Origin of the sequence: Janthinobacterium svalbardense, assembly GCF_002327145.1 — a bacterium.
In the GTDB taxonomy this organism is placed as follows: Bacteria; Pseudomonadota; Gammaproteobacteria; order Burkholderiales; family Burkholderiaceae_D; genus Janthinobacterium; species Janthinobacterium tructae.
This window is the reverse complement of record NZ_CP023422.1, coordinates 1,748,752-1,773,612: the sequence shown is the minus strand read 5'-3', so window position 1 is coordinate 1,773,612 and position 24,861 is coordinate 1,748,752. Positions and strand designations below refer to the sequence as shown.

At 63.1% G+C, this 24,861-nt stretch carries 29 protein-coding genes; 13 read left to right on the top strand and 16 right to left on the bottom strand.

Annotation, left to right across the window (positions count from 1 at the left end; translation table 11 throughout):
* Positions 1-17: 17 nt before the first annotated feature.
* Both CNX70_RS07750 and CNX70_RS07745 read right to left on the bottom strand, forming a co-directional pair.
* Positions 18-1,250, bottom strand: coding sequence for a GAF domain-containing sensor histidine kinase (locus CNX70_RS07750; protein WP_096234229.1), 1,233 nt, complete (start codon positions 1,248-1,250; stop codon positions 18-20).
* A gap of 64 nt (positions 1,251-1,314) precedes the next feature.
* Positions 1,315-1,896: a DJ-1/PfpI family protein gene (locus CNX70_RS07745; RefSeq protein WP_096234228.1), complete on the bottom strand. Its 582-nt coding sequence runs from the start codon at positions 1,894-1,896 to the stop codon at positions 1,315-1,317.
* A 171-nt stretch (positions 1,897-2,067) separates the two neighbouring features.
* Between CNX70_RS07745 and CNX70_RS07740 the strand changes: the two genes are divergently transcribed.
* Complete coding sequence (locus tag CNX70_RS07740; RefSeq protein WP_096234227.1) at positions 2,068-2,415, top strand: hypothetical protein; 348 nt, start codon at positions 2,068-2,070, stop codon at positions 2,413-2,415.
* 66 nt (positions 2,416-2,481) lie between these two features.
* A complete protein-coding gene (locus tag CNX70_RS07735) occupies positions 2,482-2,781 on the top strand; it encodes an antibiotic biosynthesis monooxygenase family protein (RefSeq protein WP_096234226.1) in 300 nt (99 codons plus the stop codon).
* Positions 2,782-2,823: 42 nt separating this feature from the next.
* Here CNX70_RS07735 and pncB read toward each other — a convergent pair whose 3' ends face one another.
* Both pncB and CNX70_RS07725 read right to left on the bottom strand, forming a co-directional pair.
* Positions 2,824-4,014 (bottom strand): nicotinate phosphoribosyltransferase, encoded by a 1,191-nt coding sequence (gene pncB / locus CNX70_RS07730; RefSeq protein WP_096234225.1) that lies wholly within the window; start codon positions 4,012-4,014, stop codon positions 2,824-2,826.
* Between the two features lie 77 nt (positions 4,015-4,091).
* Complete coding sequence (locus CNX70_RS07725; RefSeq protein WP_096234224.1) at positions 4,092-4,967, bottom strand: cysteine hydrolase family protein; 876 nt, start codon at positions 4,965-4,967, stop codon at positions 4,092-4,094.
* A 71-nt stretch (positions 4,968-5,038) separates the two neighbouring features.
* On the opposite strand from CNX70_RS07725, the gene CNX70_RS07720 reads away from it, so the two are divergent.
* Complete coding sequence (locus CNX70_RS07720) at positions 5,039-5,278, top strand: TIGR02450 family Trp-rich protein (RefSeq protein WP_096234223.1); 240 nt, start codon at positions 5,039-5,041, stop codon at positions 5,276-5,278.
* Here CNX70_RS07720 and CNX70_RS07715 read toward each other — a convergent pair.
* Positions 5,260-5,514 (bottom strand): hypothetical protein, encoded by a 255-nt coding sequence (locus CNX70_RS07715; RefSeq protein WP_071079033.1) that lies wholly within the window; start codon positions 5,512-5,514, stop codon positions 5,260-5,262. The two genes, CNX70_RS07720 and CNX70_RS07715, sit on opposite strands and share 19 nt — an antisense overlap.
* Positions 5,515-5,944: 430 nt before the next feature.
* The gene (locus tag CNX70_RS07710) at positions 5,945-6,550 is read right to left on the bottom strand and encodes an FMN-dependent NADH-azoreductase (protein WP_096234222.1); all 606 of its coding nucleotides are present in this window, start codon (positions 6,548-6,550) and stop codon (positions 5,945-5,947) included.
* Between the two features lie 134 nt (positions 6,551-6,684).
* Between CNX70_RS07710 and CNX70_RS07705 the strand changes: the two genes are divergently transcribed.
* Both CNX70_RS07705 and CNX70_RS07700 read left to right on the top strand, forming a co-directional pair.
* Positions 6,685-7,599: a LysR family transcriptional regulator gene (locus CNX70_RS07705; RefSeq protein ID WP_096234221.1), complete on the top strand. Its 915-nt coding sequence runs from the start codon at positions 6,685-6,687 to the stop codon at positions 7,597-7,599.
* 50 nt (positions 7,600-7,649) lie between these two features.
* Positions 7,650-7,877, top strand: coding sequence for a hypothetical protein (locus CNX70_RS07700; RefSeq protein WP_096234220.1), 228 nt, complete (start codon positions 7,650-7,652; stop codon positions 7,875-7,877).
* 3 nt (positions 7,878-7,880) lie between these two features.
* Here CNX70_RS07700 and CNX70_RS07695 read toward each other — a convergent pair whose 3' ends face one another.
* The 6 genes from CNX70_RS07695 to CNX70_RS07670 form a co-directional block, all read right to left on the bottom strand.
* On the bottom strand, positions 7,881-8,192 hold the full coding sequence (locus CNX70_RS07695) for a chaperone modulator CbpM (RefSeq protein WP_071079037.1): 312 nt from the start codon (positions 8,190-8,192) through the stop codon (positions 7,881-7,883).
* A gap of 3 nt (positions 8,193-8,195) precedes the next feature.
* Positions 8,196-9,116 carry a DnaJ C-terminal domain-containing protein gene (locus CNX70_RS07690; RefSeq protein WP_096234219.1) on the bottom strand — a complete coding sequence of 307 codons (921 nt, stop codon included), beginning with the start codon at positions 9,114-9,116 and terminating at the stop codon, positions 8,196-8,198.
* Between the two features lie 132 nt (positions 9,117-9,248).
* Complete coding sequence (locus CNX70_RS07685; protein ID WP_096234218.1) at positions 9,249-9,947, bottom strand: beta/gamma crystallin-related protein; 699 nt, start codon at positions 9,945-9,947, stop codon at positions 9,249-9,251.
* Positions 9,948-10,107: 160 nt separating this feature from the next.
* Positions 10,108-11,061 carry a beta/gamma crystallin family protein gene (locus CNX70_RS07680; RefSeq protein ID WP_167389625.1) on the bottom strand — a complete coding sequence of 318 codons (954 nt, stop codon included), beginning with the start codon at positions 11,059-11,061 and terminating at the stop codon, positions 10,108-10,110.
* A 102-nt stretch (positions 11,062-11,163) separates the two neighbouring features.
* Entirely contained in the window at positions 11,164-12,036 is an 873-nt protein-coding gene (locus CNX70_RS07675; RefSeq protein ID WP_096234216.1) for a beta/gamma crystallin-related protein, read from the bottom strand.
* A gap of 167 nt (positions 12,037-12,203) precedes the next feature.
* Positions 12,204-12,482 (bottom strand): beta/gamma crystallin-related protein, encoded by a 279-nt coding sequence (locus tag CNX70_RS07670; RefSeq protein WP_096234215.1) that lies wholly within the window; start codon positions 12,480-12,482, stop codon positions 12,204-12,206.
* Positions 12,483-12,530: 48 nt separating this feature from the next.
* Between CNX70_RS07670 and CNX70_RS07665 the strand changes: the two genes are divergently transcribed.
* Complete coding sequence (locus tag CNX70_RS07665) at positions 12,531-13,925, top strand: MATE family efflux transporter (protein WP_096234214.1); 1,395 nt, start codon at positions 12,531-12,533, stop codon at positions 13,923-13,925.
* Positions 13,926-14,140: 215 nt separating this feature from the next.
* The gene (locus CNX70_RS07660) at positions 14,141-16,351 is read left to right on the top strand and encodes a S9 family peptidase (RefSeq protein ID WP_096234213.1); all 2,211 of its coding nucleotides are present in this window, start codon (positions 14,141-14,143) and stop codon (positions 16,349-16,351) included.
* A gap of 77 nt (positions 16,352-16,428) precedes the next feature.
* Here the strand turns inward: CNX70_RS07660 and CNX70_RS07655 are convergent, their stop codons facing one another.
* The 3 genes from CNX70_RS07655 to CNX70_RS07645 all read right to left on the bottom strand — a co-directional run bounded on the left by CNX70_RS07655 (position 16,429) and on the right by CNX70_RS07645 (position 19,560).
* Entirely contained in the window at positions 16,429-16,614 is a 186-nt protein-coding gene (locus CNX70_RS07655; RefSeq protein WP_071079044.1) for a CsbD family protein, read from the bottom strand.
* A 164-nt stretch (positions 16,615-16,778) separates the two neighbouring features.
* Positions 16,779-17,429, bottom strand: coding sequence for a class I SAM-dependent methyltransferase (locus tag CNX70_RS07650; protein ID WP_096234212.1), 651 nt, complete (start codon positions 17,427-17,429; stop codon positions 16,779-16,781).
* A 67-nt stretch (positions 17,430-17,496) separates the two neighbouring features.
* Positions 17,497-19,560, bottom strand: a complete 2,064-nt coding sequence (locus CNX70_RS07645) for a M13 family metallopeptidase (RefSeq protein ID WP_096238327.1) — start codon at positions 19,558-19,560, stop codon at positions 17,497-17,499.
* A gap of 151 nt (positions 19,561-19,711) precedes the next feature.
* Here CNX70_RS07645 and CNX70_RS07640 point away from each other — a divergent pair, with 151 nt between their 5' ends.
* The 3 genes from CNX70_RS07640 (at position 19,712) to CNX70_RS28065 (ending at position 21,288) form a co-directional block, all read left to right on the top strand.
* Complete coding sequence (locus CNX70_RS07640) at positions 19,712-20,539, top strand: HDOD domain-containing protein (protein WP_096234211.1); 828 nt, start codon at positions 19,712-19,714, stop codon at positions 20,537-20,539.
* Positions 20,540-20,718: 179 nt separating this feature from the next.
* Positions 20,719-21,015: a flagellar protein FliT gene (locus tag CNX70_RS07635; RefSeq protein WP_096234210.1), complete on the top strand. Its 297-nt coding sequence runs from the start codon at positions 20,719-20,721 to the stop codon at positions 21,013-21,015.
* 120 nt (positions 21,016-21,135) lie between these two features.
* On the top strand, positions 21,136-21,288 hold the full coding sequence (locus CNX70_RS28065; protein ID WP_157750943.1) for a hypothetical protein: 153 nt from the start codon (positions 21,136-21,138) through the stop codon (positions 21,286-21,288).
* A 155-nt stretch (positions 21,289-21,443) separates the two neighbouring features.
* Here the strand turns inward: CNX70_RS28065 and CNX70_RS07630 are convergent, their stop codons facing one another.
* Positions 21,444-22,568, bottom strand: a complete 1,125-nt coding sequence (locus CNX70_RS07630) for a type IV pilus assembly protein FimV (protein WP_096234209.1) — start codon at positions 22,566-22,568, stop codon at positions 21,444-21,446.
* Between the two features lie 171 nt (positions 22,569-22,739).
* On the opposite strand from CNX70_RS07630, the gene fumC reads away from it, so the two are divergent.
* The 3 genes from fumC to CNX70_RS07615 all read left to right on the top strand — a co-directional run bounded on the left by fumC (position 22,740) and on the right by CNX70_RS07615 (position 24,858).
* Positions 22,740-24,134: a class II fumarate hydratase gene (gene fumC, locus CNX70_RS07625; RefSeq protein WP_096234208.1), complete on the top strand. Its 1,395-nt coding sequence runs from the start codon at positions 22,740-22,742 to the stop codon at positions 24,132-24,134.
* A 96-nt stretch (positions 24,135-24,230) separates the two neighbouring features.
* On the top strand, positions 24,231-24,452 hold the full coding sequence (locus CNX70_RS07620) for an RNA-binding S4 domain-containing protein (RefSeq protein WP_071079051.1): 222 nt from the start codon (positions 24,231-24,233) through the stop codon (positions 24,450-24,452).
* Between the two features lie 121 nt (positions 24,453-24,573).
* Positions 24,574-24,858 carry a hypothetical protein gene (locus tag CNX70_RS07615; RefSeq protein ID WP_096234207.1) on the top strand — a complete coding sequence of 95 codons (285 nt, stop codon included), beginning with the start codon at positions 24,574-24,576 and terminating at the stop codon, positions 24,856-24,858.
* Positions 24,859-24,861: the final 3 nt, after the last annotated feature.

Here is a 24,861-nt window from a genome sequence, read left to right as displayed (position 1 = left end):
TAAGAATGAATCTTCTGTTACGCGGCCTGGCGCCGGGCTGCCGGCAAGGCCAGCGAGATCGTCGTGCCGCCGCCGGGCGTGCTGTCGATGGCAAATTGCGCACCGAGCCGCTCGGCCCGTTCCTGCATGATACGCAAGCCGATCTGCAATTCCGTTTTCTTGTCGCGCAGGTTGGCGGCAAAGCCTTCGCCATCGTCGCGCACCTGCAGCGCAAAATCGCGCCCGTTGACCACGCGCAGGGCCACGTTGCTCGCCTGCGCGTGCTTGCGGATATTCGACAGCGCTTCCTGCACGATGAACAGGATCTGCAACTGCTGCTCCGGCGCCAGCGGCGCGCCATTGCCGCTCATGTCCAGGGTGCCGGCGACGCCCGTCTGCAGCTCGAACTTGGCCAGTACTTCGGACAGTTTGCTTTCCAGGTCGCTGCCATGCCAGCGCGTGCGGAAATTGACCAGCAATTCGCGCACGTCCTGGTAGCTCTGTTCGACGCCCATGCGCATCAGCGGCAGCACTTCGGCCGCTTCGTCGAGCTGGCCCCGGCGCACGGAATCGTCGAGCATCTGTACTTGCAGGCTGATGAAATTGAGGCTTTGCGCGATGCTGTCATGCAAGCCTTCGGCCAGCAGGCTGCGTTCGCGCGCGACGGCAAATTCCTTCTCACGCGCGATCAGGCGCTGGTTCTCAATGGCGATGCCCAGGCTCTGGCCCAGCGTTTCCAGCCAGCCCTGCTGCTGCGCATGCACCGCTTGCGGGCCTGCAAAGTGCAGCGAAAAACTGCCCACCACCTGGTCGCGCGCGAGGATGGGAAAGACGGCGATGGCGATAAAACCTTCGTCCTGGCAGCGGAAGCGCTGCAGCGCATCGACCTGGCGGAAATCGCGGATCTGGATCACGCCCTGCGCCACGGCAGCGCCGCACAGGCAATCGTTGTTGCGGATGCAATGTTCCTCTTCCACCATGGCGTCCGAAATGCCCTCATGCACGATGATGTGCACGGTATCGTGCTGCGGATCGAGGATGCGCACGGTGCCGCCTTCGGCTTGCGCAAACTGCATCACGTGGCGCAAAAAACCACGGCATAGCGCATCGATGGCGTGCTGTCCCGCCAGCAGGGTGGAAATCTCATGCAGGGTGGCCAACTGGCGTTCCTGCGCGGCGCTCAGGCCCGATGAAGCTTGCGCCAGGCGGCGCTGGCGCCAGCGCGACGCTGGAAGTTGTTTGCGGGAAGGTTGACTGCGCGGCGCATGCATGAAGAACTCGAATCTGAAAAGTGGGGCGCCCGGCAAGCGCTGCGGCCTGCCGGGCTGGTGAAGGTTACAAACGGATCTCGGTACCGAGCAGCTTGACGAACTGCGCCAGCCAGGCCGGATGCGCGGGCCAGGCGGGCGCCGTGACGAACTGGCCATCGGTGACGGCATCCGTGACGGCGATGTCGGCATACGTGCCGCCCGCCAGTTTCACTTCCGGCGCGCAGGCGGGATAGGCGGAAATGCGCTTGCCTCGGATGACGTCGGCGGCGGCCAGCAATTGCGCGCCGTGGCACACGGCGGCGACAGGCTTGCCCGCGTCGGCAAAATGGCGTACGGCGGCGATGACTTTCTCGTTCAGGCGCAGGTATTCGGGCGCGCGGCCGCCGGCGATCATCACCGCGTCATAGTCGGCCGGATCGATCTCGTCGAAGCTGGCGTTCAGGGTAAACAAATGGCCCGGTTTTTCCGTGTAGGTCTGGTCGCCCTCGAAATCGTGGATGGCCGTCTTGATCGTCGCGCCGCTTTTCTTGCCGGGACAAACGGCGTGCACGGTATGCCCGAGCATCAGCAGGGCCTGGAATGGCACCATCGTTTCATAATCTTCTGCAAAATCGCCGGTCAAAAACAGAATTTTCTTCGCTGCCATTTAGTTCTCCTATGAAAGATTGATCCCGCAAGGCGTATCTTAGCGCGACTTGGCAGCCATACTGGATATTTATCAAATTTTCGCGCCTTGATCGAGGATTTTACAGGCTGAGACAGAATTTTTTACAGGCTAGCAGGTCAAACTCGGATACCCCAACCTGAAAGCCTGGCCATGAGCACCTCCACCAGCCCCCTTGCCAACTCTGCGCCTGCCCTGATCCGTATCTTCGACCATTTCAGAGATGCGCAGCAGGCCCGCAGCGCCCTGCTCGACGCTGGTTTCCCCGCGCACGCCGTGCAGCTTGACACGGTCGACGACGAAGCCGTGCCCGTACAGGGCAAGGCGGCGTGGCGCGGCATGTTCCGCCTCGTCGTGGCCATCGGCACGCCAGATGAGCGCGAACGGGCGCACGCCATCGTGCAGGCCTGCAACGGCTGCGACATCGAACAGCGCACGGCCAGCCACGCGGCAGGCAGGCGTGCAGGCACAGGTGCCGGCAAACACGCGCTGGCGGGCTGACACCCTCCCCCGCGCGGCCAAACTATGGCAAGATCCAGCTTCCTTCATTCCACAGTGGAACTTGCCATGATTTATGAAATTGCCCACATCCAGATCAAATCAGCCACGCATGACGCCTTTGAAGCGGCCGTCGCCAAAGCCGTGCCCCTGTTCCAGCGCGCGCGTGGCTGCGAATCGATGCGCCTGGAGCGCTCGATCGAAAATGGCGATGCCTACCGCCTGGTGGTCGGCTGGAGCACCCTGGAAGACCACACCGTGCATTTCCGCGGCAGCGACGACTTCCAGGCATGGCGCGGCCTGGTCGGTGAATTCTTTGCCGCCCCGCCCCAGGTCGAGCACATGAACACGGTGGTCACGGGTTTCTGATACGGAATGGCGGCACGGGCTGGTAACACCCGCGCCGGCATCCTAAACTGCAGGATGGTGAAACACCTGGCGCAAATACGCGAGGAAGGTTTCATCCTTGCACAGGGTCTTGCCCGGCGAATCCGACAATTTCGCCACCGACTGGCCATTGCAGCGCACCAGTTTCATGACGATGTTGAGCGGCGTCAAACCCACGTCGTTGGTGAGATTGGTGCCGATACCGAAACCCGTCATGATGCGGTCCGCGAAATGCCGGTACAGGGCGAAGGCCTTGTCCAGGTCCAGGCCGTCAGAAAACACGAGGCGCTTGGTATTGGCGTCGATGCGCAGGGCCGCGTAGTGCGCCAGCGCCTTTTCGCCCCACTCGACGGGGTCGCCCGAATCGTGGCGCAAGCCATCGAACAGCTTGGCGAAATACAGGTCGAAGTCGGCCAAAAAGGCATCCATGCCTACCACGTCCGTCAGGGCGATCCCCAAGTCGCCACGGTATTCCTGCACCCAGTCTTCCAGTGCCGCCTTTTGAAAGTCGCGCAGGCGCACGCCGAACGACTGGAATGACTGCATGTATTCATGCGCCATGGTGCCGATCGGCACGATACCGAGCTTTTTCGCCAGGTACACATTCGACGTGCCCTTGAAATATTCGGGCACTTCATGCGCCAGCCGTTGCACCACTTCGTCGTGCCAGGCACCGGAAAAGCGCCGGCGCACGCCGAAGTCGGAAAATTCAAACGGGTGTTTACGCCGCGGCAGCTTGCCGAATTCCTTGACGGCCGCCACTTTCAAGCCCAGGCGATGGCGCCCTTCGCGCATGGCCGCATCGAGGTCGAAGCGGCGGAAATACAGTTCGTTGATGATGTACAGCACGAAAATCTCGAAGCCCATCACGTGCACCTGCGGACCGGCCGCGTGCACCAGCAAGGTGTCGCCGTCCGTGCTGACGTCGATGAACTTGCGCTGGAAGCGGAACACCGTCAAAAAGTCGACGAAATCGCTCTTCATGAAGCGCAGAGTGCGCAAATAGGCCAGCTCGTCGTCGGCAAACGACATCGAGCACAGGTGATCGAGCTGCTCTTCCAGCTCGACCTTCAGTTCGGCCAGGGGAAAGGCGGTGGCGTTGCGGCAGACAAATTCGTACTCGGTATGGGTATTCGGATGACCATGCAGCAATGCTTGCCACATTGTAAATTTATACAGATCGGTTTCCAGCAAACTGCGCACTATCGGGGTCATGTGTGTTTTCTCCAACTTCCTGAAGCCAGAATAGTACGCCACCGCAAGCATTTCAGCAGGGTACGCTCGACAATGGCTCAGGCCAGCGCATTGACCAACGCATTGACCAGCAATTCGGGCAAGACCTCGGCGGACGTGGCCAGCCGCGCGCCGCGCTCGTGCATGGCGGCCAGGAAGTCGCGCTGCTGCGCTTCGAAGCCCGTGACGGGGCTCATGCAGTCCGTCAGCAAGACCAGACGCGCCAGGGCCGGCTTGCCTTGCTGCGCTTGCAGATAATCGGCGATGTGTTCCGTGCTGGCTTTCACACAGTGGCTGCCCGCCTCGCCCGCGACATAAATCTGCTGCGCCGGCAGCAAGGTATCGAGGAAGGCGCGGTTCAGCTGGGTGGCCGCATCCTGAGGATCGGGCACTTCCGCCATGACGGCCGAGTAATGCTCGGTCCACGGGTTGGAACCCTTGCTCAGCTTGGCCACCACTTGCAAGTTGAGCACTTCCCAGGCGTTGTAGGCGGCGCGCACGGCCGCGTGAATATTCTGGCCCCAGCTGCCGATCTCGCAATGCACGGGCCACACCATCAATTGATAGCGCCCCGCTTGCTGCAAGGCATCGAGGTAGGCTAGCACACGCGGCAAGGCGCCGCTGGCGGCGGGCAGGAACAGGCGGTCGCGCACCTGCTGCGCGCTGATCTGCGTAAATGGCGCGACGGGAGCGCCATCGCCCGTGCGCCAGAAGGCGGGATGGGCGATGTCGTAGCGGTGGTGGGCGTCGAGGGTCACGCTGATCTGCGTCAGCCCGCCGCCCCCTTCACGGATCAGCTGCGCCACGCGCAGCATGTCGGCGTGGGCGCCGGGCACGGGCAGGGCCGGCGCCGCATCCTGCGGCAGCCAGGCGGGAGGTAAATCGCAAAAATCGTTTTGCGGATCGATGACGAGCAGGTGCAACTGGCGTTTCATGGCATTCCTCGTGCGTGGCGGATATTGCATGATAATGGCAACATCACCATCACGCCAATCCGGGAGCCGCCATGCACCTTCTAAAGCGCAACAACTTGCGTCCGAACAAATTACTCAACAGCAAATGGACGGCCGTCACGCCAGCCAACAAGGAAAAACACTTCCTCGTCATCAAGCTATGCGCAGCGGCCACGCCCGATGAGCCCGTCACGCACGTGGAACTGGAAGCCGTGTATTCCGGCCGCGTGCAGCTCCTGCCGTGGCGCGCACTGCAGGATGCGGCGCAATGGCATCAGGGGTGGAAGACATAGCGGCGCCGGCGCCGCTCGACCAGCTTGACGGCTACCTCGCCCGCTTCCGCCATGGCGTCCGCTTCCGTTGTAAACGGGTGGTCGGCCGACACCCGGCGCTTGCGCAGCAAATTCACCCGGTGCATGGGGTTGGACGAGGGGGCATAGATGGCGACGTACGCGCCCCATAGTTTGCAGCCGGGCAAGCGCTCTGCCGTGTAATTCACTTCATAAAAATCAACATACTTTATCGGCACGATGTGCGCTCCAAAAATGACATGGCCGGACAGCTTGTCTCTACGGACTGACGCGGTGAGGGTAAAACCATGCGCTCGCGATTGCTCAGGATACTCAATTCGGCTCTCTTTTTATCACGCGGCACAGGAGAAAAGGATGAATGACTACATCATCTGCATGCATGACGACACACAAGCATCTGCTTGCAACGGCCAGGCCGGTGCAGGCACACTTGTCGGGCTATCTACTTGTGCAAGCTGAAAGTATAGACGATGCGAAAAAATTATTGCAGGGCAACCCTGTACTGAACGCGGATGGCATGCTGGAGTACGCTGTGGTTAGCGCTGGATGAAGTTGTCATGGCGAACCGCTCGCCGGGCTGACACGGGGCGTGCCGCCGGCAAGCTTATGTCAACCATCGCAGATTGACGATCCCCCTGAAGGCCTGCTTCAGGCGGCCAGGGCTTCGATCGAAGCGCGGCCCTTGGCGATCGCGCTGGCGACGGCCTCCTCGCCCATGGCCACGCCTTCGGCTTGCACGAACTCGATGTCGGTGATACCGATGAAGCCAAGCGCCGTGCGCAGATAGGTGCTCAGGTAGTCATACGCGGCGCCCGGGCCTGCGCTGTAGACGCCGCCGCTGGCCGTAAAAATAACCGCTTTCTTGCCAGTCGCCAGGCCGACGGGGCCGGTGGCCGTATAGTGAAAAGTGCGGCCCGCGCGCGCCACGTGGTCGATCCACGCCTTCAGGGTCGAGGGCACGGAAAAATTGTACATGGGCGCGGCCAGCACCAGCACGTCGGCGGCCAGCAATTCATCGACCAGGGTATCGGACAACTGCACGGCCGCAGCCGCCTGCGCGCTGCGCTGTTCGGCCGGCGTGAAGAAGGCGCCCATCACCTCTTCCGTCAGGTGCGGCACGGGCTGCGCGGCCAGGTCGCGTTCGACGATGCTGGCGCCCTGCGCGGCCAGTTTCGCCACGAATTCGCCGGACAATTGGCGCGACAGGGAACCGCTGCTACGCACGCTGCTATTGATGTACAAGACCTTGCTCATGAATTGCTCCTGTGAAAATGGATGAGGGGATGGGCCACGTCGCAGCCCTTGCACACAGCATAGTTCGGGTCTACCATCGATGAAACCGTATAAATATCAATGTTTAGCATCGAATTTCTAGATAGGGAGTTTCCATGAGAGAACCGGGCCAGCCTTCGCTCGACCAGTTGCGCGTGTTTGTCGCCGTCATCGATGCAGGCGGCTTCGCCCACGCGGCGCGCCAGCTGCACCGCACGCAGTCGGTGATCAGCTACACCATCGCCAACCTGGAAGAACAACTGAATGTGGTGCTGCTCGACCGGGGCAAGCGCAAGCCCACCCTGACGGACGCTGGCAAGGCCCTGCTGGCCGATGCGCGCGCCGTGGCCCTGAAGGTCGATGGCATGCGCGCGCGCGCCAAGGCGCTGGCCGGCGGGCTGGAGGCGGAAGTATCGGTGGTGGTCGACGTGATGTTTCCCACCTGCGTGCTGGTACGCATTCTGGAGGCGTTCCAGGCGCAGTTCCCCACCGTCGCCCTGCGCCTGCGCATCGAAGCCATGGGCGCCGTGGCGCAGCTGGTGATGGATGGCAGCTGCCACATCGGCCTCGGCGGCTGGATGACGGCCACGGCCAGCGTCTTCGAGCGCCTGGCCGTCGGTCACGTGCGCCTGATTCCCGTGGCCGCGCCCAGCCACGCCCTGGCGCAGCTGGAAGACCCGATCGCCTCCAACGTGGCGCGCGAACACGTGCAGCTGGTGCTCAGCGACCGCAGCGACCTGACGCAGGGCCAGGACTTCGGCGTGCTGGGATTGCGCAACTGGCGCCTGGGCGACCTCGGTTCCAAACACGCCTTGCTGCGCGCGGGCCTGGGCTGGGGCAACATGCCCGAAGCGATGGTGCGCGAAGATTTGACGCAGGGACGGCTGGTGCACCTGCCGCTGGCCGTCGACAAGGGCGAGAATTATCCGATTTACCTGATCCAGCGCGCCGACACGCCGCCCGGCCAGGCGGGCAAGTGGCTCACCGAGCGCTTTGCGGAGCAGTTGCCGCTGCTGGAACAAGTCTTTTAGATGCGCGCGCGGGCGGGTATCATGCGCGCATACATTAATAAGGAACCACCATGGCCGGCATCGACGACTTCGTCAACAAACAGAAACCAGGCGCGCGCTTCGTCATCACGGCGCAGATGCTGCGCATGACGCCGCAGCAGTTCGACAGCGTGGCGCAGGAATGGATGGAAGACGGCGGCCCCGGCTTCGACGTGGCAGGCATCCCGCACCGGGTGGTCATCGATGGGCAGTTTTATATCGGCAGGATCACCGTGCAGCGGCACGGCGACCCGGCCTGAGGGTTACTCGACGCCCAGCACGTGCAGGCGGCGGCGCAGGCGCGCCACTTCTTCCGACAAATCGACCACCAGCGCGGCCAGTTCGGCGTTCGCATCGAACACGGATTCGATTTCGTGCAGGCGCCGCGCGCGCACCAGATCCAGGCTGGTGAAGCGCCAGGCCGTCAGCTGCCCCGCCGGCGGGCCATTTTGCAGCAGCACGCCCGTCTGCACATGCCGCACCACCCAGTCCGGCTCCACGGCGCAGGCGCGCGCCAGTTCCTCCAGGCTCAGGGCTCGATCTTCGAGCAGTTCGCCAATTACCTTGTTTGTCATGATTTACCCTCCCAGCTTCTGGCGCGGATTGAAAGCCATCTCGCGCGCCATGGTTGCATACAATTCGCGCGCCTTGTCATCGTTCGCCGGCGGCAGCACCACTTCCAGCAGCAGATACAGGTCGCCCGGCTGGGCGGCGGGAATACCGCGCCCCTTCAGGCGCAGCTTGCGCCCCGTCTGCGAATTGGGCGGCACGCTGACGGCCACCGTGCCCGATGGCGTGGGCACGGCGATTTCGCCGCCCAGCGCCGCTTCCCATGGCGTCACGGGCACCGTCTCGAACACGTCGCGCCCTTCCACCTTGTAGCGTGCATCGGGCTGGAAGCGAATTTCCAGATACAGGTCGCCAGAGGGCGCGCCGCCGCTGCCGGGATTGCCCTGCCCCTTCATGCGCAGCTGCTGGCCCTCCGTGACGCCTTTCGGTATCGTCACTTCCAGCGTGCGCTCGCGCGTCACCACGTGGCCTTGCGCATCCGCTTCGGGCACGCGCATGACGATGTGGCGCTTGGCGCCGTGGTAGCTGTCGTGCAAATCGATGGTGATGGCGGCGTGGCTGTCTTCGCCCTGCATCTGGAAACTGCCGCCGGCGCGGCGGCGGCCGCCCACGTGGGCAAACAGGTCGGCAAAGAAGTCGCTGTCGTCGGCGCCCGACGATTCGTAACCCGAACCCCAGTCCGGCGGCGGCCGGAAGGGCTGGCCCTGCGCACCCTGGTTGCGGCCCAGTTCATCATAGGCGGCGCGCTTTTCCGCGTCGCCCAGCACGCCGTAGGCCTCATTCAGGGCCTTGGTACGCTTGTCCGCGTCCGGTTCCTTGCTCACGTCGGGGTGGTATTTGCGTACCAGCTTGCGGTACGCCTTCTTGATCTCGGCCTCGGTCGCCGTTTTCTCGACGCCAAGCTCCTTGTAGTAGTCCTTGTATTCCACCGCGCTTGCTCCCCATGGTTGAACTGCCTATGAGAAGAGTACACGAATTGGCGCCGACAACGCGTGCACACAATACAACACCGCCCGCGGGACACGGGTCGCGCGGGCGGTGCAAGTGGCAGCGAAAAACGCCTAGCGCACGCGACGCAGCGAGGAAATACGGCGGTCGAGGCCACCGTGCAGGCGGCCATAGCTGCCTGGCCCCATCACCACGCAGCGGCCACGGAAGTTGGCATCGACGCAGAATTCCCAGCGTCCGTAGTTGACGACGATCGACTCGGCGCGGTCGTTGAAGCCATAGCGGCCCAAGTCATGCACTTCGCGGTCCAGGCGCACGGGCCGGCCGCGCATGCCCGCATCAGGGAACAGCAGCACGGCGCCATTCATGTCGGGACGGTGTCCGCCGCCATGACCGTGGCCGGGATAACCGGGATGAGGACGCTCCGGCTCCGGACGCGGAGGGCGCGGCGGGGAGGGACGGTGATCGGGACGGTGATCGCCGCCGCCATGGCCCGGGCGGCCCACTTCGCGCACCGAAGAAATGGCGTCGTTCATGCCCGGCATGCTGCCGTAGCGCCCCGGCCCGAAGGTACGGCAGTTGCCACGGTAGTTGGCGTCCTTGCACACTTCCCAGGTGCCCGAGCGCACGATGACGCTGGAGGCCTTGTCGTTAAAGCCCATGCGCGACAAATCGCCAGCGTCGGAACGCAGGGTGACGGGGCGCCCGCGGAAACCGGCGTCCTCGAACAGGGTGATTTCGCCCGCGGATGCGGCAAGAGGGGCGAGGAAGGTGGCGGCGCACAGCAGCGCGGGCCGGAAAGATCGAACCATGACAACTCCAATACTGATTACATTTTCGCCAGTGTAGTCCAGGCGGCAGGCGGCGAGTGTAACAAAGGGCAAGCAAATGTCAGCGCACGGCAGCGAATGTAAAAACCGCCCGGCGGGATCAACCCGGCAGGCGGTCTGTCAGCATGGCGGCGGTCGAAAATCAGCGCACGCGGCGCAGCGAGGAAATCTGGTTTTCCATGCCGCTCAGGCGTCCATATTCGCCCGGTCCGATCACTTCGCAGCGGCCACGGAAGTTCGAATCGCTGCACACTTCCCACTGCCCCTCGTTGACGATGATCGACGAGGCGCGGTCATTGAAGTTGTAGCGCACAAGGTCATCCGCATTGCGGTCCAGCGCCAGCGGCTCGCCGCGCATGCCCGCTTCGGGGAACAACAGGACGGCGCCGCGCTGCTGGTACTGCGGCTGCTGGTACTGATTCTCGTACTGCTGCTGGCGACGCGCTTCGCGCTCGTCGACCATGCGCGCCGACGACACGCGCCCATCGAGGCCACGCCCCAGGTCATCGTGGCGGCCGGGGCCGAAAATGCGGCAAGTACCCTGGTAGTTCGAGTCGCTGCACAGTTGCCAGTAGCCGTTATGGATGACGATGCTGCTGGTGCGGTCGTTGAAGCCGATGCTGACAAAATCGTCCGTATCACGGTTCAGGCGCGCCGAGCCGCCATTCTGTCCCGCGCCCGAATACACTTCCAGGGTGCCGCCACGGCCATAGCCGCCGTTGCCACGATCTGGATCACGTCCCGGACGCGCCGGATTGTAGCCATCGCCGCGGCCCGATTCGCGCACCGACGTGATGGCGTCGTTCATGCCTGGCATCGAGCGGTATTCGCCTGGCCCCAGGGTCTTGCAATTGCCGCGAAAACCGGAGTCCGTGCACACATCCCACGTGCCCGAACGCACCAGGATGCTCGACGTCTTGTCGTTGAAACCGATGCGCGACAAATCGTCCGTCGTCTCGCGCAGGTTCACTGCGCGACCACGGAATTCAACGTCTTCGAACAAGGTGATATCGCCCGCATGGGCGCTTGCATGCGCCCCCAGCGAGAGCAGCAAGGTCGCGGCGCATGCCAGCGCGTGTTTGAAAGGGCCCGTCATGATTAACTCCATTCTTCATTCTTTGGTGATGATTTTCCTGGCTGTTGCGCCAGGATGTTAGTGTAACAAATACAAGGCCAGGGACAAAACCCGATCACACGCTCAGTACAGGCGGCGCAGCGAGGAAATCCGCTTGTCGAGCGCCGTGTTCAGCACTTCATACTTGCCCGGCCCCATGCGCTCGCAGCTGCCGTTGAACTGCGAGTCCGTGCATACTTCCCAGGTGCCTTCGTTGATGGCGATGGACTCTGCCTGGTCGTTGAAGTTCAGGCGTACCAGGTCGCTGACGTCGCGGTTCACCTGCAGCCCGGGCCCCTTCAGGAATGCGCGGCCATATAGCACCACCAGGCCCTCGTCATGTTGCGGACGGTTCTCCTCGCGCGGATCGACCAGGCGCGCCGACGACACGCGCCCATTCAAGCTGCCCAGGTCATCGTGGCTGCCAGGGCCGAACACGCGGCAGCTGCCACGGTAGTTGGAATCGCTGCACAGCTGCCAGTAGCCATGTTCGACGCGCGCGCTGCTGGCGCGGTCGTTGAAGCTGATGTCGACCAGGTCATCGCGGTCCGAGTTCACGCCGGCCGACGCGCCGCGCTGGCCGCCATCGGCATACAGTTCCAGCGCTGCGCGGCGGCCACCGCTGCCGCCGCTCCCCTGCCCGCCGCCGATTTCGCGCACGGACGATATCTTGTCGTTCATGCCCGGCAACGAACGGTAATCGCCCCTTTCCAGCGTCTTGCAATCGCCCTTGAAATCGGCGTTCGTGCACACTTCCCAGCTGCCCGAATCGACCTGGATACTCGACACGGTGTCATTGAAATTGACACGCGACAGGTCATCGGTCGTATCGCGCAAGACGACCACACGTCCCTTGAAGTTGTCATCGGTGTACAGGCGGATTTCACCCGCCTGCGCCGCGAGGTGGACAAACAGCGAACTGGCGCACAACAGTGCAAAGGCGAATGGGCGATTCATGGGGCGGTCTCCGGGGCGGCAAAGGTGAGTGTTCTACATGACAACTGATGTCAGTGTAGCCATCCGTAGAAAAAACGGTGTAACAAAGTATGGGAAAAGCACAATAAATTGTTACCAAAAGCAATAGCCGGCCCCCGCAGGGACCGGCCACTCTTGCCTGCCCCGCGTCAGCGCACTTCGCGCACCGACGAAATGCGCTTACTCAGGCGTTCCAGGCTCGCGTACTCGCCGGGACCCAGCGTGCGGCAGCGGCCACGGAAATCCACGTCCTCGCACACTTCCCAATAGCCGGAGCGCACGCGCACGCTTTGCAGCGTATCGTTGAAATCGCGCTCACGCAAGTCGGCAGCGCCATTGCGCACGGTCAGACTGCGGCCGACAAAGTCGTCGCGCGAATACAGGGGCAGTTCACCGGCGCCGGACGGCTCGGCCGCCGCAGCGGACAAGCACGGCGAATGCCGGTAGAATCTTGTGTTTAGTTAAGCTTGCCACCCATGCCACACACGACCTCGTTCACCCTGCCCGCCGTCCGCACCGAAGTATCTTCATTATGGAAGCTGGCCTGGCCCATCCTGATCGGCCAGTTGGCGACCGTCGGCATGGGCGCGGCCGATGTGGCGATGACGGGGCATACGAATCCCGAGGAACTGGCGGCCGTGTCGCTGGGCGCGGCCATCTGGTCCATCGTGCTGGTCACCGTGAGCGGCATCATGATGGCGATCAATACCCTGGTAGCGCATGAAATCGGCGCCGCGCGCCACGACCAGGTGCCGCACATCGTGCGCCAGTCGCTGTGGAAGGCGCTGCTCGTCGGCTTGGTGGCCTGCCTGCTGACGAACATGGCGGCGCTGGTGTTCGACCACCTGATGCTCGAACCTGCGGTGGCGGCCAAGGCCAAGCTGTTCGTGCACATCATCAGCTGCGCACTGCCGCCGTTCGCCGCCTACCGCGCGCTGTACGGCTACAGCACCAGCATCAACCAGACCAAGCCCGTGATGGTCATCGCGCTGGCCGCGCTGGCGCTGAACATTCTCGTCAACTACCTGCTGATCTACGGCCACTGGGGCATGCCGAAGATGGGCGGCGTGGGCTGCGCCGTGGCCACCACCTGCTGCGTGTGGATGATGCTGCTGGCCATGCTGGCCTGGATCAGGATCGCGCCCGCCTACCACGCCACGTATCCCTTCACGCACTGGGAATGGCCGCAGCCGTCATCCATCGGCCCCATGCTGCGCCTTGGCCTGCCCATCGGCGTGACCTACTTTGCCGAAGTGAGCGCCTTTGGCGTCATCAGCCTGCTGGTGGCGCGCTTCGGCGTGATCCAGGTGTCGGCGCACCAGATCGCGCTCAATTTCTCCTCCGTCGTTTTCATGGTGCCGCTCACTTTCGGCATTGCCCTGGTGACGCGCGTGGGCCATGCCGTGGGCGAAGCCAATCTGCGCCGCGCCCGCTTCATTTCGTGGGTGGGCGTGGCCATGTCGCTGACGGCGGCCATCGTCTCGGCCACCGTCATCACCGTCTTCCGCCACCAGATCGCGCAAGCCTATACGTCCGATCCACAGGTGCAGGAACTGTGCGCGCAGCTGCTGCTGTTCGCCGCCCTGTTCCAGCTGTCCGACGCCACGCAGGTGGCCACTTCCTGCGCCATTCGCGGCTACAAGGTGACGCGCCAGCCGATGCTGATCCAGCTGCTGGCGTTCTGGGGTTTCTCGCTGCCCATCGGCTATGTGCTGGGCCTCGCGCCGCAAGGCTTCATCTGGTCGCCGGCCGAACCGATGGCCGCCGCCGGCTTCTGGATCGGCCTCGTCACGGGCTTGACGGTGGCCGCCGTGCTGCTGACCTGGTACTTGAACCGGCTGTCGCTGCAGCGCCTACGCATGACGTATTGAAACAGTGCATTGAACACGGAGCGGCACACAATTTATGCGTACCGCCCTTACTGCTTCGCCATACAAAGCACCGCTGGTCCACTCTTTACACCAAAGTAAAGAAGGCAATTTCCGGATTATTCCGTGGCTGGCCCTATCGCATTAAACGCCGTGCTCTGGTATCGTTTGCCGTCAAGCATCTGCTTGACCATCCCTTTACCATCACCGAGACACCCATGCGTTTTATTCTTTGTTTTCTGGCCGCGATGGCCAGCGTTCCCGCATCGGCTGAAAAGCTGCCCCTGGAACGCATCCACGCCGATCCGGCGCTGGCCGGCCCCGGCGTGCGCAACCTGAAGGTCTCGCCCGACGGCGAGCGCGTCACGTTCCTGCGCGGCCGCGCCGACAACCAGTTCCAGCTCGACCTGTGGGAATTCAAGCTGAAGGACAAGAGCACGCACCGCCTGGTCGACTCGAAGGCGCTGGTGCCGAATGAAACGATTTCGCCCGAAGAGCAGGCGCGCCGCGAACGCGAGCGCACGGCCAGCCTGAACGGCATTCTCAGCTACAGCTGGTCGCCCGATGGCAAGCAGCTGCTGGTGCCGCTGGCCGGCAATCTGTACCTGGTCGACGCGGCCCGCCCGGACCAGGCGCGCCTGGTCGCCAAGGGCAATGTGCTGGACCCGAAAATTTCGCCGAAAGGCCGCTACGTCTCGTTTGTGCGCGACCAGAACATCCATGTGATCGACCTCAAGACGGGCCAGGAACGCCAGCTGACGACCGACGGCAAGGGCACCATCCACAACGGCGAAGCCGAATTCGTGGCGCAGGAAGAAATGGGCCAGCGCACCGGCTACTACTGGGCGCCCGACGATTCCGCCATCGCCTATAAACGCTATGACGAAGCGCCCGTGCCCGTCGTGCGCCGCTTCGAAATCTTCGCCGACCGCACCGACGTCGTCGAGCAGCGCTACCCTGCCGCCGGCGATCCGAACGCGCTGGTGCAGCTGCTGATCGTCTCGCCGGAGACGGGCGTGCAGCGCCAGGTGAACCTGGGCACGAACCCGGACATCTACCTGGTACGCGCCGACTGGAGCGCTGACAGCAAATCGCTGGTCTACCAGCGCCAGTCGCGCGACCAGAAGACCCTCGATCTGGTGGCTGTCGATGCAGCCACCCTGGCGCAGCGCACCCTGCTGACGGAAACGTCCAAGACCTGGGTCAGCATCCATGACGACCTGCGCTTCCTGTCGAACGGCACCTTCCTCTGGTCGTCCGAGCGCACGGGCCGCAACCATCTGTATTTATACGACATGAGCGGCAAGCTGCTGCACCCGGTCACTTCCGGCGAGTGGGGCATCAACGGCGTGCTGGCCGTAAACCAGAAAAACGGCAAAGTGTTCGTCTCATCGAACCGCGACGCCGTGATCGACAAGCAGACCTACGCCCTGGCCCTGGACGGCAGCACGGCCGGCAAGCCGCAGCGCGTGACGAAAGCCGATGGCTGGCACGACACGACGTTCTCGCGCAATGGTGAAGTCTTCGTCGACACGTATTCGGACCCGGCCACGCCGCCGCAAGTGAGCATCCGCCGCCCGGACGGTTCGATGGTGGGCTGGCTGGAAGAAAACGCGCTCAACGCCAGCCACCCGTATTTCAAGTACAAGGCCGATCACCTGCCGACGGAGTACGGCACCCTGAAAGCCAACGATGGCCAGACCTTGCACTATTCGATCGTCAAGCCGTCAAACTTCGACGCGACCAAACGCTATCCCGTCTACCTGTCGACGTATGGCGGCCCGCACTCGCAGCACGTGGCTCGCCGCTGGGGCAACAACTTCGACCAATACATGGCGCAGCAAGGCTTTGTCGTCTTCCGCCTGGATAACCGGGGATCGTCGCGCCGCGAGCGCGCCTTCACGGACGCCATCTACCATAACCTTGGCGCGGCCGAAGTGGCGGATCAACTGGTCGGCATAGCCTGGCTGGGCCAGCAAAGCTTCGTCGACGCGAAACGCATTGGCGTGTTCGGCTGGAGCTACGGCGGTTTCATGACCCTGCGCCTGCTGTCGGCAGCATCCGACAAGATCGCCATGGGCGTCTCGGTGGCGCCCGTGACCGACTGGTCGCTGTACGACACCCACTACACGGAGCAATTCCTCGGCATGCCGAAGGAAAACGTGGATGGCTACAAGGCCAGCACGGTGTTCGCCCACCTCGACGGCTTGCAGTCGCCGCTGCTGCTGGTGCACGGCATGGCCGACGATAACGTCTTGTTCAGCAACAGCACGCGCCTGATCGACGCGCTGGTGAACCGCGGCGTGCAGTTCGACCTGATGACATATCCGGGCGCCAAACACGGCATCTCGTCGCGCGCGGGCCAGCGTCACGTGTACAGGAAAATTGAGATGTTCTTCAAGCAGAACCTGATGCAGCCAGCACAGTAAGCTTGCGCTGCATCCAATAAAAAACCGCCGCCTGTCTTGCGACAGGCGGCGGTTTTTTTACATTCGTGCTGCCAGAATTAAGGCTTGCGGGTGATGGTCTCTACTGCATCCTTGACATCGCCAACCTTCTTCTGCACTTTGCCTTCGACCTGGTTTGCCAGGCCCTTGGCTTGCTGTTCTTCGTTGCCGACGACTTTGCCAGCGGCTTCCTGGATTTTACCGCCGACTTCCTTCAGTTTACCTTCGACTTGATCTTTGTTCATGGTGGATCCTCACTGTAGTTGGTACATCTGTTGTCCAGCCCGCAAGGGCCGGTACTGCGGCTCACACGCTGTTGCAAACTGCTTGCTGCGTGTCGATGTGTCCATACTACGCAGTGGCGATCAAAGGCTCTGTACGGTTCCTAACACAGTACCAACATCGTCGATCAGGCCGCCAAATCCTTGCGCCATACGGTGGCCAGCCACGGCTGCTGGTCGCGCGGCAAGCCCGGTGGACGGTAGTACTGCTCGATCAAGGTAAAACCGGCCGCCTGCACGTACGCGGCCCACGTCGCTTCGTCGTGGTAGCTGCCGTAGCGCGCGCCATTCCAGCCTTCCTGGTTCTGCCCGCGCGGATTCGAGCTGAACAGTACGCCACCGGGCTTCAAGCAGGCATACAGGGCGCGCAGCACGCCGGGCAAGGCCGCGCTGGGCACGTGGAACAGCACGGCATTGGCGAACACACCGTCGAAGTGCGCGGCAGGCAGATCGAGGTCGACGAAATCCTGCTGCCACACGGTGCAGCCGCTGTAGGCACGCGCCATCTCGACGAAGCGCGGGCAGCCATCGACGCCCGTGGCGTGATGGCCCATGGCCGTGAACGCCTTCAGGTCGCGGCCGGGGCCGCAGCCCAGATCGAGAATGTCCAGGGGCGCGGGCCGGCCGATGGCGGCCAGCAGCGCGGCGATGTTCTGGCTGACGTCGTGCTCGCGCGTGCCTTCGAAAAACTGCTCGGCGCTGGCATCGTAATGGGCCAAGGTGCGCCCCGTGATGGCGTGGATGGGGTCTTGCTGATCTTGCTGCGGGGTCGGCTTCATGGCGCTCCTGTCATCGATGGGCGCATTTTACGCTGCCGGCCGGCTCCCCGTCCGGCAGCGCTCATGTCTACCAGACGCGCACACGCTGTTGCGGCGCCAGGTACAGCTGCTGTCCCGGCTGGACATCGAAGGCCGGGTACCAGGCGTCGAGGTTGCGCACGGTGGCGGCGCGGTATTGCGCCGGCGCATGGCCATCCGTGAGGATTTGCTGGCGCGCCGCCGCTTCGCGCGCCTTGCTGCGCCAGCTGACGCCGTAGCCGATGAAGAAATCGCGGTCCGCGTTCGCCTGCGCCGGCTTGCCCTGTTGCGACAGGGTGAACGCATCATGCGCGGCCGCCACGCCGGCCAGGTCGGCCAGGTTTTCGCTGAGTGTCAGCTGGCCATTCACGGCCAGGTCGGGAAACGGCTTGTAGGCCGCGAACTGCGCCACCAGCTGCTGGGATGCCGACTGGAAATGCGCCAGGTCGGCCGGCGTCCACCAGTCGCGCAGCTTGCCCTGGGCGTCGAACTGGGCGCCCTGGTCGTCGAAGCTGTGGCTGATCTCGTGGCCGATGGTGGCGCCGATGCCGCCATAGTTGGCCGCATCGGACGCCTGCGGGTCGAAGAATGGCGGCTGCAGGATGGCGGCAGGGAAGTTCAACGCATTTTGCAGCGGCAGGTTGACGGCGTTGACCAGCTGTGCCGGCATGGCCCAGGCCTTGCGGTCGGGGGAATGGCTCAGCTTGGCCAGTTCCTGCCGGTAATGAAACTGTTCCGCCCGCTGCACATTGCCCAGCGCGTCGCCGCGCACCACGCGCAAGCCCGCATAGCTGTCCCAACGCTCGGGATAGCCCACGCCCACGTACAGGGTCTTGAGTTTTTCCTGCGCCTGCGCCTTGGTGGCGGGCGCCATCCAGTCCAGCTTGTCGATGCGGCGCGAGAAGGCGGCGACGATATTCGTCACCATGTCTTGCACGCGGGCTTTCGATTCCGGCGGGAAGTAACGTTCCACGTACAGCTTGCCGACGGCGTCGCTCAAGGCCGCATTCGTCGCCGCCAGCGCCCGCTTGCTGCGCGGCGACTGCTGCGGCGTGCCGCTCAGGGTGCTGCCATAGAAGGCGAAGCGCTGCCCGGCGGCCGCCTTCGGCAGAATCGTGCTGAAATGGTTGATGGCGTGGAAGGCCAGGAAATCCTTCCACGTGGCCAGCGGCACGCTTGCCACCAGCGCGGCGCTGCCCGTCATGGCCGCCGGGTGCCAGACGATGAAATCCGTCTGCTGGCTCAGCCCTGCCGCCTGGAAGAAGGCTTTCCAGTCCAGGCCCGGCGCCTTGCTGGCGAAGTCGGCGGCACGCCAGGCGTTATTGCCCTTGGCCACATCGGCCGAATCTTCGCGGCTGGCGTGACTGGCGGCAATCTGCTGCTCCAGCGCAAACACGCGCGCGGCGCGGGCCGGCGCATCGCTGTAGCCGGCCTGCTTGAGCATGGCGGCGATATGCGCCTGGTAGCCCGTGCGCAAGCCCTGCATGCGCGCGCTGTCGCCCTGGTAGAAGGCGCGGTCCGGCAAGCCCAGCCCGCCCTGCAGCAGATAAGCCACATTGCGTGTGGTGTCGTTCAAGTCTTGCGCCACCCACAGGCCGAACAGGTTTTCCGTATGAAAATTGGTGGCGTTGAGCGGATCGACATCGGCGCGCAAGCTCTCGCCCAGCGCACGGGCCAGCCCTGCCTGGTCACGTATGCCATCGATCTTCTTGAGCAACGGCTTGATCGGCGCCCAGCCTTTCGCTTCGATAGCCGCTTCATCCATCCAGGAACGGTAAAAATCGCTGACCTGACGCGCGCAGGCATCCGCCTGTGGTGCCGCCGCCAGGCCTTCGACGAGGCCGATGATGCGCTCGTTGGTCGCGTTGGCAAGGATGGCGAACGAGCCCCAGCTGCTGCGGTCGGCGGGAATTTCCGTGCTGCGCAGCCAGTCGCCATTCACGTAGTCATAGAAGTCGTCACCAGGCAAGACTTTGACGGGGACAGCGGCAGTGGCGCCGGCGGCCTGGCCGTGCGCCTGGGCCGGCAAACCGGCCAGCGAGACGCCGGCCAGGGCGAGGACGATGGCAGCCTGGACTGGCGTCCGGGACCAGGAAAAACGCAAACTGTGCATGGCGATCCTTTCGATGAAAACAAGAAAATCATAGCCTGAAATCATACCTTTTTTGAGCCCAAAAACCGTCCCCAAACTTTTTTTCATGCGGACAAAAAATCGGCTTATAGTTGCACGACCCCGTGCCGCGTGTACGCCAAAGGAGATTGCCATGCAACTGGAAGCGCTGTTCCAGCAACCCCACGCCCTGCCTGTCGCCCCGAAGATCGTCAATGAACTGGTGCGCAGTTTCGACAACCCCGCCATTGCCACCGAAGACATCGCGCGCCAACTGGGAGCGGACCCGGTGCTGAGCGCCAAGCTGCTGCGGCTGGCCAACTCGGCCTATTACCACGTCTCGCGCAGCGTCGGCACGGTGGAAGACGCCGTGCTGATGCTCGGTTTTGTGACCGTGCGCACCCTCGTCATCAGCTCGGGCCTGGTCAGCGGCTACAAGACCGTGCCCGGCCTGGATCTGCCGCAGTTCTGGCGCTACAGCCTGCACAGCGCCGTGTCGGCCCGCTGGATCGCCAGGCAGACGGGCGACAACCAGGACCTGGCGTTCACCGTCGGCATGATGCATGCAATCGGTCAACTGGTGATCCATGCCGCCATGCCCGAGCAAGCCATGCAGCTCGACAAGATCGCGCCGCCGCTCGATGCGCGCCGGCTCGATGCGGAACGGGTGTCGCTGGGCTATGACTATGCGCAAGTGGGTGCAGAACTGACGCGCCGCTGGAAGTTCCCCGCCACCTTTGCCGAGGCCATCGCCGCCTTTCCAGATCCGCTGGCCAAAGCGCCCTTGAACCGCCTGGCCGCCATCGTGCACCTGGCCGCCTGGCGCGCGCGCATCGATGAAAACCAGTTGAGCAATGAAGAAATCATCGCCTGCTACCCCAGCGACGTGGCTGAAGCACTGGGTTTACCGCCCTCGGTGCTGGTGGACAAGATGCCGCCGCCTGCCGAACTGAGCGCTGGGCTGGAAGAACTCGTCAAATAAACCGCTCGCGGCCGGAATCGTCACCCCAGCATCCATGCGGGTTTTGCGGGCGATTCCGGCGGCCAGCCAAAACCATACACATTATTTTTACTTTTTTTTCAAAAACACCCTCAAGTTCCCGCTGAACCTGCCGCTAATCTGGACAAGCGGTAATCCATTCACTAGTTACGGGTGTGCTCATGACCTCCAACGACGTTCTCTCGATGTATGAAAATATTGCAGGAATGACCAACAAAATGGTCGTGGCCGCACGTTCGAGCGACTGGGATGGCCTCGATACCCTGGAAAACCAGTGCGCCAGCGCCGCCAGCGCGACCTTGACGGGCAGCATGCCTGCCCAGGTCGGCGCCTCGCGTTTGCGCAAGATCGACTTGCTCAAGCAAATCCTGGCGAATGACCGCGAAATCCGCGCCATCACGGAACCGTGGATGACGCAGCTGTCGAATTCCATGCCAGGATCGCACGCTCGCATGTAATTCAATATGCAAGCTTGCCACGCCAGAAACGATAAAAGCACCCTCGGGTGCTTTTTTTACGTCTGCCGCCGTGCCGGGGAGCGCGCCATCTGCGGCACTCAAAAAGCAAGGAGGGAAAATTTGGAAGGCGAACCCCAGGTATCTCCTGGCGTCGCCTCGCTGCCGGTTGCATCCGGCGTTCGCGAGCACATCGTCGGCATCGCAAACCGCTTCCAGACCCAGGCGTTTATGCAACGCTACACCTGTTTTGCCGCGCCACACTATCGTTGGTGACTGCGACAGGCTGGGACTGTTTTGTCGTAGAGCAAGTCCACTGAGTTAATCATATCACCATCTTTGAAAAATAGGCAACACGATAGCCAGGTACTTTCTGTATTTTTTGAATATCTTTTTTTATATCAAATTTTTAGCGCGGTCTTGCAGCAGCATTAACGCGAGAACGGCTCCGCTTCCGCGTCGGCCACGTCCTCCCCCACCGCCTCCGTCAGCACCGGCACTTCTTTCTTGCGGCCGAACGGCTTGCGCAGCAGGACCCAGTACTTCGACGGCGCGCCCGGCCCCGCCGCTTGCTTGCGCTTGCGCACGACATACACGATGAGCGCCGTCAACAACAGGAAGGCCAGGGTGCCGATACCGAGCCACAGCAAGCCGTTGCCGCCCGTTTTCTTTTCCTTGTCGGCTGCCGGCGCCGCGTGCAGGGGCTGAGGCTTGGCATGGGGCGCCTCCGCAACGACTGACGCTGCGGCAGACGGAACGGCGCCAACGGCGGCGGGCAGCGCCAGCGCTTTTTGCAAGGCGCCGATCTTGCCTTCCAATTCACCAAGCTTTTCATTCAGGGCCGCGTTTTTCTCATCCAGCGCCACGCACGCTTGCGCCTGCCCAGCATCCGCCTGGGGCGCGCAGGCGGCCACGGGCGCCCTGGCGCGGCGCAACGGCAGTGGGCGCAGCGCCGGGGCAGCCGCCATGGGCGCGGCGCGCGGCGGCACAAACACGCGCTTCGGACGCACCAGACCCTCGGCGCGCGCGCGGGCTGCCAGCGCGGCGGCATCGGGCGGCGGCGCGCCGGGCGCAGCGCGCGGCAGCGGCACAGGCACGGGCGCCGGAATGACGGGCCGGACAGGCGCACTGGCAGCGGCGGCGGCAGTGACAGGTGGCGCCGGCGTCAGCCACAACGTACCGAGGCGCACGAGGGCGCCGCTACCATTGCCCAGTAACAAATACAAATGCACATGCCCCGCCTGGATCGCTTGCCGGGTAGTCACGCGCACATACTGCCGCCCACCCCGCTCCAGCGGGCTGATCGTCAAGGTTTGCAAGGCCGGGTCCATGCCGATGCCGCCGCCCCGGTACACATCGGGCGAGGCCAGGCGCACGCTTACGCCGTTGACATCTTCGGGCGCCAGAGCCGTCAATTCAATCTCGGCCAGCAAGGGCTGCCCCACATGCGACAGCACCGCCATCTCGCCCAGTTCGGCCGCCATCACGGGCGGCAAGGCCAGGCTGGCGGCGGCGCACGCGATCAGGGACCAACGAGGAACAATGCTGCTTTGCATGGACTGATCGCTTTGATAACAAGATAGGAAGGGGAGCTCGTCTCTCTTTAACGGCAGGAAATCGCAAAAATATAGATGGGCCATGGCAAAAATGATGCAATACAGCATCATCCTGTGTCTTTTTGACGTCTGGAGTACACTCGATCCACCTCCATCGATGAAAGGGATGCCATGAGTAGCAGAATCGAACGCGACAGTTTCGGCCCGATCGACGTACCCGCCGACCGGCTTTGGGGAGCGCAAACACAGCGCTCGCTTGAGCACTTCCATATCTCCACGGAAAAGATGCCGCCTGAACTGATCGCCGCCCTGGCCACCGTCAAGCGCGCGGCCGCCCACGTCAACCTGGACCTGGGCCTATTGGATGGCAAGAAGGCCATCGCCATCACGCAAGCGGCCGACGAAGTGCTGGCCGGCAAGCATGACGCAGAATTCCCGCTGGCCGTCTGGCAGACGGGCTCTGGCACGCAAAGCAATATGAACATGAATGAAGTGCTGGCCAACCGCGGTTCCGAGCTGATCGGCGGCTTGCGGGGAGAGGCGCGCCTGCTGCACCCGAACGACGACGTCAACCTGGGCCAGTCCTCGAACGACATCGTTCCCACCGCCATCCATGTGGCGGCCGCCCTGAGCGTCGCCAACACGGTCCTGCCGCCGCTGCGCCAGCTGCGCGCGACGCTCGACGCGAAAGCCACGGAGTTTGCCGACATCGTCAAGATCGGTCGCACGCATTTGCAGGATGCCACGCCCTTGACCCTGGGCCAGGAATTTTCCGGCTATGTGGCGCAGCTGGAGTTTGCCGAGCACATCATCACGGCAGCGCTGCCGCCGCTGCTGCAACTGGCCGCCGGCGGCACGGCCGTGGGCACGGGATTGAATGCCCACGTGGAATTTGCCGGCCGCATTGCCGCAGAACTGGCGCGCCTGACGGGCCAGCCATTCGAGACGGCCAGCAACAAGTTTGCCGCCCTGGCCGCCCATGATGCCTTGGTAGCCGCCCATGGCGCGCTGAAAACCCTGGCCACGGCGCTGATGAAAATCGCCAACGACGTGCGCTGGATGGCGTCCGGTCCCCGTTCCGGCCTCGGTGAAATCACCATCCCTGAAAACGAGCCAGGCAGTTCCATCATGCCGGGCAAGGTCAATCCCACCCAGTGCGAAGCACTGACCATGCTGTGCTGCCAGGTGTTCGGCAACGACGTGGCCATCACGGTTGGCGGCGCCTCGGGCAATTTCGAGCTGAACGTCTTCAAGCCCTTGATTGCGCACAACTTCCTGCAAAGCGCGCGCCTGCTGGGCGACGGCATGCGCAGCTTCGACGTGCATTGCGCGCACGGCATCGCGCCGAACCGTGGTCGCATCGCCGAACTGATGGAACGTTCCCTGATGCTGGTCACGGCCCTGGCGCCCCACATCGGCTACGACAAGGCGGCGCAAATCGCTAAGCAGGCCCAGCATGAAGGCACGACCCTGAAGCAAGCGGCACTGGCCCTGGGCTTTGTGACGGAAGAGCAATTCAGTGCGTGGATCGTGCCCCTGGAGATGACGCAGCCCAACAAAAGTTAAGGCTCAGCCTGCATTCCCCCTCGCTTCATGTAAACTATGACCTTAGTTGACACTGTCTTTCAGTGTTGAAAACACATCGTTGCAATAAGGGATACAATGCAAAAAGTAAGCTTTGATTTAACATCCGAGTTCGTCGAGCTGAACCAGCTGTTGAAGCTGGTCGGCTTGTGCGACAGCGGTGGCGCAGGCAAGGTCATGGTCGATAGTGGCGTGGTGAAGGTCGATGGCAAGAAGGAATTGCGCAAGACCGCCAAGATCCGCGCGGGCCAGGTCGTCAGCGTGGGCGATATCCGTATCACGGTCGTCGCTCCCGCCTGATTCCGGCATGGGGTGCGAAAGCAGACCCATGCGTCCAGCCAACCTGCCTGCCCGGCTGCCCAAGTCAAGCTGCGACACGTCGTTATTGTCAGATAAATATCGATTGCAGAAGGGGAGCGCCATGGACCAGCCCGAACAAGGTACGCGCAGCCAGGAACGCCTGATCGGCGACTTGCGCCAGGTGATAGAAAACGCGGAAGAATTACTGCGTAATACAGACAAGTACACCAGCAGCCTGTATCAGAGCGCGCGCGCCAGGCTGGAACTGGCCCTCGTCGCGGCCACGGCCGAACTGGCCCGCTTTGAAGAGGAGCAAGTGACGCGCATGATGGACGCCACCCTGGCCGCGAATGCCTTGTACCGCGATCAGACGGGCGAAGCGCGCCTGCTGCGGGCCTTCGCGTAAACA